The sequence below is a fragment of the Planctobacterium marinum genome (assembly GCF_020687805.1).
GTDB lineage: Bacteria > Pseudomonadota > Gammaproteobacteria > Enterobacterales > Alteromonadaceae > Planctobacterium > Planctobacterium marinum.
In genome coordinates, this window is sequence record NZ_JAJEWQ010000013.1 from 1 (window position 1) to 9,012 (window position 9,012).

Genomic DNA, 9,012 nt, shown 5'->3' on the forward strand with positions numbered 1-9,012 from the left:
CCGCTGCCACAGGCTGATGCAGCAACTGCTCATCCACTAAGTTCAGTTGATAGTCCGTGTCTGCCAGTAAGGTGTTGGCAAATTCTGCCGTCGTCACCACCTGTGACACTTCTGCAAGCCTTAACAAGGTACTAATACGCTCATCCGGCAAGTGGGCATCAACCGGTAAATAGGCGCCACCTGCACGCAGGATAGCCAACACTGACACCACCTGTTGCCAACCTTTCTCCATCACTACCGCTATCAGTTTATTGCGCTGGCTGCCGCCTTTTATCAACTGCTCACTGAGCCGGGCACTCATCTGGCCAAGCTCCCCATAAGTGACACTGCGCTCTTTGCTATACACCGCGATATTATCCGGGGTTGCCGTGATCTGTGACAGGACTTTACTGTGCAACAAACGGGGAGACAATCGCTGTGCATCCATTGCACCATCGCCCTCTCGGCCAACCTGCAGCAAGGCTTGTGCTTCAGTGGCAGGCACCATAGGGAGCGTGAAAATGTCTGCCTCAGGTGAGCGTACCATCGACGTTAACAACGCATTGAAATGACGCGCCATGGTTTCGATCGTTTGCGCCTTAAACAGATCACTGTTGTATTCCCAACCCAATTGTAAACCATCAGGCGATTCTACCGCGGTGAGAGTTAAGTCGTATTTGGCAATGCCTTCGCCCTCGTCGGCCAGGCCGCTAATGGATAATTGCGGTAAGGACAATTCAACCGCATCATTGTTTTGTAGCACCAACATAACCTGAAATAGCGGGCTGTGGCTGGTACTGCGCTGTGGTTGAACGGTTTCTACGACTTGTTCGAATGGCACTTGCTGATTTTCATAAGCGTCAAATACCACCTGTTTACTTTGCAATAATAAATCTTTAAACGACGAGATATCAGTGAGGTCATTGCGCAAAACAAGCGTATTGACAAAAAAGCCTATCAACTGAGATATTTCTAATTGTTCACGGTTAGCAATAGGGCTTCCAATAGCAATATCTTTTTCGTTGCTGTACCGAGACAACAAGGTGGCAAACACGGCATTTAACCCAACAAACAGGCTGGCACCTATTGCCTGGCACAAACGCTCCAGCTCTTTGTAAGCCTCGTGGCAAACCTCTGAATAAATAACCTGGCCACGGAAAGATTGCTGGGTTGGGCGACTAAAATCTAATGGCAAACTGTGGGCTACAGGCAAATCAGAAAGCTGCTCTTGCCAATATGCCAGTTGTTGGTTTAAAACATCCCCTGAGATATATTTCTGCTGCCAATATGCATAATCTGCATACTGAACTTCCAGTGGCTCCATCACTGCAGGAACGCCTTCAATATTAGCTTGGTAAAAATGGCAAAACTCTTTCATTAGCAGTGACATGGACCAACCATCTGAGGCAATGTGATGCATAGTCACTAACAAGATATATTGCTCTTCATCCACTTTAGCCAAATTGCAGCGCAGCATAAGATCTTGAGTCAAATCAAAGGTGCTTCTACCTTTTTCAATGAGCCAGTTGGACAAATTGCGCTTATCCAGAGCTTTGTCATCGGACATGAATTCGGTGTAATCCACCTCAAACTTTTCTAATTTTTTGATATGCTGGAATGGCACACCATCATCATTAACTCTAAAGCAGGTACGCAAACTTTCATGGCGCTCTATGATGCGATTGAATGCATCTTGCAATGCGTCAATCGACAAGTCTCCCTGCAGGTTTAACGCAATGTGAATGTTGTATTGATGCTGTCCTGGCGTTAATTGATCGATTAACCACAAGCGGTTTTGCGCAAAAGACAAAGGTAGAGGTAACTCCCGGCTTACAGGCTGGATTGCGGGCAAGCCAGTATCTTCACTGCTTGCAAGGATGGTGGCCAGATTGGAGATGGTCTGGGCAGTTAAAAAGTCTTTCAACGACAGATTTGTGCCAAAGTGTCGGTTAATTCTGGCCAGCGCCTTTATTGCTTTTAAAGAATGCCCACCCAGATCAAAAAATGAATCTGCAACACCAAAATCTGCTTCATTTATTAACAGCACTTCAGACCATAGTTTCAGCAATACTCTTTCATTCTCATTACGAGGGGCGATGGTTTCTCTGACAGGTCCATCGCAAGTGGATTGCGGTAACGATTTTTTGTCAATTTTCCCATTGACTGTCAAAGGCAATGCTTCCAGCACTACCATGGATTCGGGCACCATGTATTCGGGCAACAACTGACTGATTTTTTCCCGTATTCCCCGAATAAATAGCCCTTGTTGGGCGGTGGCTTCAGGACCTGTCAAATCTCTATCTGCAGGTACTATGTAGGCAGCCAGAAAAGCAGAGCCATCAGCTTGGGTACGATCAATCACGGCACATTCAGCAACCGCATCGTCTTTATTTATCGCAGCTTCAATTTCTCCCGGTTCGATGCGGTAACCTCGAATCTTAACCTGCATATCACAACGGCTAACAAATACCAGATCACCATTGCTACGAAAATAGGCTAAATCTCCCGAACGATAAACTCGACGCTGACCGGAAATATCTGGTAAATCTATATTAATAAAACGCTCAGCAGATTGTTCAGGGCGATTAATGTAACCCTCACCAACACCTGCACCACCAATGTATAACTCTCCCACTACGCCAACAGGTACCGGCTGCTTTATCTTATCTAAGACATATAATTGGGTGTTCTGGATCGCTTTACCGATAGAAACCATACCACCGGGTAACTGCGCTTCATCATCAATAATCTTATAACTACACCCCACCACTGTCTCAGTTGGTCCGTATTCATTGATAAATTGACTGTGAGGTAAATGTTTACGCCAGCTGGCAATTGCCCCGACTTTGAGCTGTTCGCCTCCGATAACAATTTGGTGGCTGTTGGCGCAACTTACTTTTTCTTGAAAAATGGCTACCCCAAGTTCCAAATGAGCGGGTGTCAACTTGAATAATAAGTTTTGCTCTGCTTGAGTCAGGTAATGCTGCAATCCATTGAGTAAGCTGTCGTTATCGGTTTCCAATAAATGCAGACTTCGACCATTTACCAGCGGTGTCAACAATGTAGTAATTGTGGCATCAAATGCCAGTGGTGAGCTAACTACCGCTCCCGCCAAATCGCTTCTCATATAAATATCACTGGCATGGGTCAGATAATTATTTAATGCCGAATGAGGGATTTTTACTCCTTTGGGTTGCCCGGTAGAGCCTGAGGTATACAACACATAAGCCAGTTGATCGCCGCTAAAAGCATGTCCTATTTGTCCGTCTGTTGCGCAGGGTTGCTGATATTCTTGCATCCAGTGCTCTGCATCAGCACCATCAATCAATACCAGGTTCAAATCGTCAAAGTGATGAGTGGTTAACGCCTGCTCACTGGCCAGGACAATGTCGATACCGGCATTTTCGATGATGTAATTAAGTCGTTGCTGAGGATAACTCAGTTCCAGAGGGATGTAAGCGGCCCCCAAGCGATTCACCGCCAGTAGTGAAATCACCATTTCAAGCGAATTTCCAATGGCAATACCGACGAAACTACCCGGACCGATGTCTTCGCCAGTTAAAAAGGCAGAAAGACGATCGACTCTTTCCTTTAATTGCTGATAAGTAACGGCGCACTTGTTATCAACCAAGGCAAGCTGATCAGGTTTGGCTATTGCCCACTCATTGACCTTGTCGTATAACGTAAGGCACCTTTCATAGGTTGCCTTAGTTCCCTCTCCATAGGTATTAAGTAGCTGACATTCCTGGCCAGATAACCACTCCAAAGAGAAAATGTTTTGCTGTGGATTTTGCAACATCGAATCGAGTAAACGATTGAAGTGGCCAGCCATGCGTTCAATGGTTTCTACTGTAAACAAGTCCTGATTGTATTCCCATTCCAGGCTGTTATCAGTGCCATCTTCAATCAGATTTAAGGTCAGGTCATATTTGGCTATCGTATGTTCGCTGCTATTGAGCTCTAAAGTCAAACCGGAAAGCTCCATTTGACTGGATTCTTTCTTTTGTGTGGTTAACATCACCTGAAATAATGGACTGTGGCTGAGACTGCGCTCTGGTTTTACCGCCTCCACCACTTGTTCAAATGGCAAGTCCTGATGTTCATAGGCAGACAGCATTAGCTCTTTGCTCTGGGTCAATAGTTGACTAAATCCAGGTGATTCAGACAGATCACTTCGCAGCACCAACAAGTTGACGAAAAAACCAATAAGCTCTGAAACTTCTGTTTGCTCCCTGTTAGCAATTGACGTCCCAATAACAATATCAGTCTCATTACTGTAGCGAGCTAAAAAGGCACTAAATGCTGCATGTAACCCCATAAATTGAGTGGCTTCATGCTTTTGACACAACGAGGTCAGGCGCTGAAATGTACTTTGTGGCAATTGTGATCGGTATATATTGCCGTTGAAAGTCTGTACAGCGGGTCGAGGTTTATCCGTTGGTAAGCTATGCAAAACTGGCAATCCCGCAAGCGTCTCTCGCCAGTAGCTTGTTTGGCTCTTTAATCGCTCTCCTGCCTGGTCATTGCGCTGCCAATAGGCGTAATCACCATACTGTACATCCAGATCCTGCAATGCACACGACGTCTGCGCCATAAAACCGTTGTATAGTGCACTAAACTCCCGAATTAATATCGACATAGACCAGGCATCAGAGGCGATATGATGCATAACTACTAACAAAACATGTGACTCATCACCTTTTGAGACAAGTTCTGCCCTGAGCATTAAATCGTTCGACAAATCAAAAGGCTTAGCGATGCTCGACTCGATATAATCATCCAGAAATTGCTGCTGTTGGATTTCACTTTGATTGCGGATATCCGTCAGTGTTACAGCGAATGGCACATGTTGGCGGATGACCTGAACAGGCTCCCCGTTTTCTCGTAACTCATAATTGGTGCGCAACACCTCGTGGCGCCTGACGATTTCGCTAAATGCAAAGTTGAGTGCATTCGGATCTACTTTACCTTTGGCACGTAACACCACAGGGATATGATAATGCACTGACGCACCTTCATAGCGGTCTGCAACCCAAAGGCTTTGTTGATAAAATGACAAAGGCAAATTTTCTCTGTCCTGCACAGCCTTGACCATGCTTTTAGTTTTAGCCAGCTTGTCCTGACGTTCCTTCAACAGAGAAATAATCACTTCTTTCCTGGCTTTTATTTCTTGTGCAATCGATGGCGTTATCGCACCAGCAGCGCTATTTGAGATCAGTTTCTGATTTTCGTTAATTGACAGAAAGATGCCTTTTTCTTCCAGGCCAATTAAAAATTGCTTGGTTTCATGTGCGTTAACTACCATTCCATGATCTCCGTATCTGCTTCCATCGTGGCTCTATCAAGGCTTTTAACCGGGCAAGTTAAAAAGTCGATTTCTAAAGATATGTCTCTTATTGTTCTTAGTGAAAAAATCATCTTTAAGGTCATCTGTTGTTCAAAGGTTTCCTGAATGACTGTGAGGAGTTTTATGGCAAGCAACGAATGACCACCTATCTGGAAAAAGTCGTCATCAATGCCTATGGGAGAAACGCCTAATAGCGACTCCCAAATTGCAGTCAGTTTCATTTGAGTTTCAGTTTCAGCCTCTGCATAGGTAGCTTGGTTTACCGTTTCTCCAGTTAAGGATTCAAGGGCTTTGACATCTACTTTGCCATTTGTGGTTAATGGGAATTCGTCAAGAACCCCCACATAGCCGGGCAACATATAAGCAGGTAATTGCTCACTAATGGTGGATTTGATTGCTTGAGCTAAACCATCGGCATTAGCCTCTGTTTCGCTGCTGGTGACAAAGGCTGCCAGGTATTCTTCCTGGTTCTTGGTCACTCTAATGACCGTAGCTTTAGCCACATTTTCAACCGCACCAATCACATTGGCAATCTCACCTAATTCAATGCGATAGCCACGTATCTTAACTTGCGTATCACACCGGCCTACGTAAACCAGTTCACCATCTTCGCGGTAGTAGGCAAGATCGCCAGTTCGATACATCCTTTGTTTATTTGCGTGTTGACTCAGCTCACGCTCGACAAACCGTTCAGCGGTTTGTTCCGGGCGGTTGATATATCCCGAACCAACACCCGAGCCGGCAATAAACAACTCTCCAACAACACCCGTTGGGACTGGCTGTCCTTGCGGATCTAAAACATATAACTGGGTGTTTTGAATCGGCTTACCAATAGTGACGACACCGCTTGCCATAATGGAATTCTCATCAACGATGCTGAAGCAACAGCCCACAACTGTCTCGGTGGGACCATACTCGTTAATAAAAAGGGTATTTGGTAAGCGCTTACGCCAGGGCGCTACCGCCGCATTTGTAAGTTGTTCACCGCCAATGACCAATACATGTTTATTCTCAGATCGATGCTGCTCATCAAATATTGCTGCGCCCAACTCCAGATGGGCAGGGGTCAGCTTAAACAACAAATTTTGTTCGATTTGCGTCAGATGATGCTGCAGTCCCTTAAGCATGCTGTCGTTATCGGTATCCAGTAAGTACAGGCACTTACCGTTAATCAGTGGCGTCAGCAAGGTGGTGATTGTGGCATCAAATGACAAAGGTGAACTGACAACAGCGCCATCTATTTGTTCATGAATGTAAGTCTGTGTCGCATGTTCAAGATAGTTATTTAGCGCCCTCAGAGGGATCTTGACGCCTTTGGGTTGCCCCGTAGATCCCGACGTATACAGCACGTATGCCAGTTGCTCTTCCTGGCCAATCCCATGGGATGAAATCTCGTTAGCTGCCTGCTGGTATTCCTCCATCCAGTGCGCTTCATGCGCACCTTCCACAAGCACCAGGTTGGTATCGTCGAAAGAGTGGATAGCCAATGCCTGCTCGCTTGCCAATACCAATTCAACTCCGGCATTTTCAATAATGTAGGTAAGTCGTTGTTTCGGATAACTCAGCTCCAGGGGCACATAGGTTGCCCCCAGCAGATTGACAGACAGAAGCGAAACAACCATTTCCAGTGAATTACTGATAGCTATTCCTACAAAGCTTCCCGGACCAATATCTTCTTCATGCAAAAACGCCGAAAAGCGCTGCACTTTTTCTTGTAACTGTTGGTAGGTCACCGCACCATTGCTATCTTGCAGTGCTATTTTTTGAGGTGCAGCCTGGGAGCACTTACTCAATCTTTGATACAAATTCAGATCAGATGGGTAATCCTTTTGTATACCTTTACCAATATGATTTAGCCGAAGTTGTTCATCCTCTGACAACCAATCTACTGTCAGTACATTCCGCTTTGGTGCAACTAACATAGAAGACATTAAGCGTTCGTAATGTCCGGCCATACGCTCAATGGTTTGTGCATTAAACAAGTCAGCGTTGTACACCCATTCAAGATGCAGCGCACCGTCACTTTCAATAACATAAAGCGTGAGATCGTATTTCGCTACTAAAGATGCTTCCCGGTTTAGCGCGGTCAGCTGAATATCCGGCATTTCAAGAGTTTGTTGTTCGTTGTTTTGCAAAACTAACATCACCTGGAACAACGGACTGTGGCTCAGGCTTCGCTCAGGTTGCAATGCTTCTACGATCTGTTCAAATGGCACCTGTTGATGCTCGTAAGCAGATAACAGCACATCTTTACTAGACTTGAGCAGTTCCTGGAAATCCGGCCCGTCAGACAAATCACTTCTAAGCACCAATAAATTAATGAAAAAACCAATTAAATCTGCAACCTCTGCTTGTTCCCGATTGGCTATTGACGTACCCACGACAATGTCTGTTTCATTGCTATAGCGTGACATCAATGTGCTAAACACGGCATGCAAGCCCATGAACAGTGTCGCTTCATGCTGCTGGCAAAATGCCTTAAGACTTTGACTTACAGACGTTGCTATTGCAGAACGGTGTACAGCCCCTGTATAAGTCTGCTCTTGGGGACGCACCTTGTCTAAGGGAAGATTGTGACGCACGGGCAAACCTTCCAATTGGCCTCGCCAGTAGTTCAATTGTTGTTGCAATACATCACCGCTTAGCCACGCTCGCTGCCAGTGCGCATAATCAGCATATTGAATTGACAAAGGTGCTAAAGGTGAAGGGCGATCATTGATAATGGCACCATACAAAACACTAAACTCACGCACCAACAACGACATTGACCAACCGTCTGACGCGATATGATGCATGGTAACCAGCAACACGTGTTTGCTTTTTTCCAATTTGAGTAAACGCGCGCGAAGCATCAGATCTGACTTAAGGTCAAAGCCATTCGATGCTTCCTCACTAACATGCTCACCTATCGCTGCATCCTGCGCCTGCTTATCCAGATGGCTGATATCCACCTTTTGTACCACAAGCACCTTGTCATTATGGATGACCTGATAAGGCTCACCGCTAGCATTACTCATGAAAGTTGTTCGCAAACTCTCGTGCCGTTCTACGATGTTATTCAGAGCACTTTCAAGGGCTGCAACATTTAATGCGCCTTCCAGCACCAATCCTGCCGGGACATTGTACTGGCTTTGACCAGATTGTATCTGGTCAAGTACCCACAAGCGATTTTGTGAATACGACAAGGGCAGCTGCTGCGCTCGAGAAACGGTGGTAATGGGAGGAAGTTTTTCGCTATCCGCTTGCTCAATATAGCGACTCAGACTTGCAATATTCTGCTCAGTAAAAATAGCCTTTAAAGGAAGGTTAACGTTGAGTTTTTGTTGAATTTTGGCTTTGACTCTGGTGGCGAGCAAAGAGTGTCCGCCAAGTTCAAAAAAGCTATCTTTTACGCCAATACGTTCGATATTGAGCACGTCTTGCCAGATCTCACACAATATCTGTTCCATCTCGGTTTCAGGCGCAACATAAGTTGCTTGTAACGAACTCATATCAGGTACAGGTAACGCCTTTCTGTCCAACTTACCATTGGCCGAGAGCGGCAGCTCTGACAGCAGTACAAACGCATCCGGGATCATGTAGTCCAGCAACTGGTGAGCAAGTGCCTGGCGCAAACCGTCCAGGTAGTCTCCCCGGGCAACAACATGCGTTTCGCCCTGTAACAGCGATTTGTCTTGCGGCACAAT

At 45.7% G+C, this 9,012-nt stretch carries 2 protein-coding genes; both read right to left on the reverse strand.

The window, feature by feature from the left end; all coding sequences use genetic code 11:
* A partial coding sequence (locus LJ740_RS22920; RefSeq protein ID WP_229531472.1) for a non-ribosomal peptide synthetase occupies positions 1–5,284 on the reverse strand: 5,284 nt, incomplete at its 3' end.
* Positions 5,278–9,012 (reverse strand): non-ribosomal peptide synthetase (locus LJ740_RS22925; RefSeq protein ID WP_229531473.1); only part of this gene is annotated, 3,735 nt, incomplete at its 5' end. The genes LJ740_RS22920 and LJ740_RS22925, both read right to left, overlap by 7 nt.